4 protein-coding genes are annotated in these 2,928 nt (G+C 75.1%); all 4 read right to left on the bottom strand.

The genetic code is table 11. From position 1 onward, the window contains the following. On the bottom strand, positions 1 to 182 hold a 182-nt coding region (locus tag SZ60_RS15425), incomplete at its 3' end, for a hypothetical protein (protein WP_043597535.1). Next, entirely contained in the window at positions 179 to 943 is a 765-nt protein-coding gene (locus tag SZ60_RS15420; RefSeq protein WP_231567190.1) for a C40 family peptidase, read from the bottom strand. The genes SZ60_RS15425 and SZ60_RS15420, both read right to left, overlap by 4 nt. Further along, positions 940 to 1,398 carry a hypothetical protein gene (locus SZ60_RS15415; RefSeq protein ID WP_192118707.1) on the bottom strand — a complete coding sequence of 153 codons (459 nt, stop codon included), beginning with the start codon at positions 1,396 to 1,398 and terminating at the stop codon, positions 940 to 942. Before SZ60_RS15415 ends, SZ60_RS15420 begins: the two co-directional genes overlap by 4 nt. Next, positions 1,398 to 2,750 carry a FliI/YscN family ATPase gene (locus SZ60_RS15410; protein ID WP_043597537.1) on the bottom strand — a complete coding sequence of 451 codons (1,353 nt, stop codon included), beginning with the start codon at positions 2,748 to 2,750 and terminating at the stop codon, positions 1,398 to 1,400. Before SZ60_RS15410 ends, SZ60_RS15415 begins: the two co-directional genes overlap by 1 nt. Positions 2,751 to 2,928: the final 178 nt, after the last annotated feature.

The raw sequence follows: 2,928 nt of genomic DNA, 5'->3' as shown, positions 1-2,928 counted from the left end.
GCGGCCCGCGTCGAGGCGTGCTCGTCGCGCATGGCCGCGCCGAAGCCTGCGGCCGCCCGGTCGGCGTCGCGGGCGGCACCGGCACCGCCTGCTCCCGGCCCCCGCGACCCGACGGGAGTGCGCAGCGACGAGGCCTCCGACAGGGCCGGAAGCGCGAACGGCAGGGTGCGGGACAGCGTCACGAGGCCACCCCCGCGCTCATCAGCTTCTGGAGGGCCGCGGTCATGAGGTCGGTTCCCGACGAGGACGCCCCGGACGCGCCGGCCGCGCCGGAGAGGCCGGAGAGACCCGACAGGCCCGACAGGCCGGACAGCGCCGACGACGCGGCCGAGGCGGGCGCGGCACCCGTCCCGCCCTCGGCCGGGACGATGCGCCGGATCGTGCTGAGGTCGGATTCCTTGTACCAGTTGTCGACGATCTGGACGTCCTTGCCCGGGCGGGGTGCGTGCAGCACCTTGCCGTCGCCGAGGTAGATCACGATGTGCCCCTCGCCCTTGGGCACGAGCAGGTCGCCCGGCTTGGCCTCGGCGAGCGACGACACCTCGGCGCCCATCCTCGCCTGGTCGGGCACGACGCGCGGCATGCTGACTCCGAGGTCTTTGAACACGGTCTGCACGAGGCCCGAGCAGTCCATGCCCGTCCGGTCCTCGCCGCCGAACACGTACGGCACGCCGAGGTACTTCTTCGCGGACTCGACCACGTCCGAGCCGTCGGCTCCGCTGCCGCTCGCGACCGACCCGGCCACCGCGTCCACGGAGGCGCTGGTCGCCGTGGCACCCGTCCCGGACGTGCCGGCGAGCGCGTCGGCGAAGGCCGTGGCCGACGTCGCGGACGCGGCGGTGGCCGTCGCGGACGTCGCCGCACCGGTGGTGCCGGCACGGAGCTGGGCGATGGTCGCCTGGATGTCCTGGATTCGGGACAGGACCTCGGTCACGGGACTCACGCCGCGCCTCCTGGGTTCTCGGGGTCGGTGCCGGACGGCGAGCCGTCGGGTCGGGGGCGCGAGGCGATCTCGTCGAGGGCGATCTGCTCGTCGCGCAGGTCGGCGGCCGCCTCGGCCACCACGTGCTTCTGCTCGAGCTTCTCGAGGCCGATCGCGGCACGACGCGCCTCGTTGAAGGCGGCCTGCGCGGCGTCGGCGTCGGCTTGACGGCGCTGCGTGACCGCGTCGAGCTCGGCGAGCATGCCGCGTGACGAGGCCCGCGAGGCGGCGAGCGCGCTCAGCATGGCCGCGTCGGTGACCTCGGACGGCTCGTCGGCGAGGGTGCGCTTGGCGCGCACGCGCTCGTCGGCGGCCTCACGCAGGCGGTCGTTGGCCTCGGCGAGGACGGCACCGGCCTGGTCCTGCTGGGCGTGACGCAGCCGCAGCAGACCGAGCAGCGAGAACGGACGTGCCATCAGATAGCTCCGAACCGTGAGGTGAGCGAGGCGAGGGCGTTCCACGAGTCGGCCGAGGCCGCCCGGTCGTCCATGCCCTGCTGCAGGAACGCGTCGATGGCGCCCTGGTGGTCGACCGCCGCGTCGACGAGCGGGTTGGTGCCGCGCTGGTACGCGCCGACGTCGAGCAGGTCCTGCGCGGCCCGGCGCGCGGCCATCACCTTGCGGAGCGTCGTCGCGGCGGCGCGCTGGGGCGGGCTGGTCACCTTCGAGGCGACGCGCGAGACCGAGCCGAGAGCGTCGACCGACGGGAAGTGCCCGGTCACGGCGAGCTTGCGGTCGAGCACGACGTGACCGTCGAGGATGCTGCGCGCGGCGTCGGCGATCGGTTCGTTGTGGTCGTCGCCGTCGACCAGGACCGTGTAGAGCCCGGTGACCGAGCCGACGCGGTCGGTCCCGGCACGTTCGAGCAGGCCGGCCAGCACCGAGAACGTCGACGGCGGGTAGCCGCGGGTCGCGGGCGGTTCGCCGACCGAGAGGCCGATCTCGCGCTGGGCCATCGCCACGCGGGTGAGCGAGTCCATCATCAGCACGACGTCGGCACCCTGGTCGCGGAACGACTCGGCGATGCGGGTCGCGACGAACGCGGCGCGGAGGCGCATCAGGGCGGGCTCGTCGCTGGTCGAGACGACGACGATCGAGCGGGCGAGGCCCTCGGGCCCGAGGTCGTCCTCGAGGAACTCCCGCACCTCGCGGCCGCGCTCGCCGACCAGGGCGATCACGCTGACCTGGGCGTCCGAGCCGCGGGCGATCATCGACAACAACGACGACTTGCCGACGCCCGAGCCGGCGAACAGGCCGACGCGCTGGCCCTTGCCGACCGTGGTCAGGGTGTCGAGCACGCGCACGCCGAGCTGCAGGGGCGTGTCGATGCGCGCCCGGTGCATCGCCGACGGGGTCTCGTGGTCGAGCGGCACGAGGTCGACGCGACCCCCGTCGGCACCGACGAGCGGCCCCTTGCCGTCGATCGGCCGGCCGAGCCCGTCGAGCACGCGCCCGAACAGGCCCGTGCCGGTCGGGACGAGCAGCGGACGACCGGTCGAGCGCACGGGCGTGCCGGTCGTGATGCCGGTCAGGCGGCCGAGTGGCATGCAGCGCACGCCGTCGGGCGTGGTCGCGACGACCTCGGCGAGGTTCGAGCCGGCGTCCGGCCGGCCGGACGTCGATGTCGCGTCACCGACGGCGACGATCTCGCCGACGGCCGCGTCGAGGCCCTGCACGGTGAGGCCGAGGCCCACGGCCGAGCTGACCCGGCCCACGCGTTGCGGGCGGGCCGCGACGCGTGCGGCGGCGAGACGGGGGGCGAGGGCGATCGGGACGCGCGGACGGCCGTCGACGACGGAGCCCGTCGACGCGAGGGCAGGAGGCGCGGTGAGGGTCACGAGACGCCCCCGTCCGACGCCGGGTCGCCGAGCAGCGCCGTCCGGGCCCGGTCGAGCGCCGTGCCGAGGCGGGCGTCGACCTGGCCGACGCGCCGCTCGGCCTCGGCGT

The sequence above is a fragment of the Frigoribacterium sp. MEB024 genome (assembly GCF_000878135.1).
In the GTDB taxonomy this organism is placed as follows: domain Bacteria; phylum Actinomycetota; class Actinomycetes; order Actinomycetales; family Microbacteriaceae; genus Frigoribacterium.
Note: the sequence above shows the minus strand (reverse complement) of the source record. Positions and strands in the feature narration are given on the sequence as shown.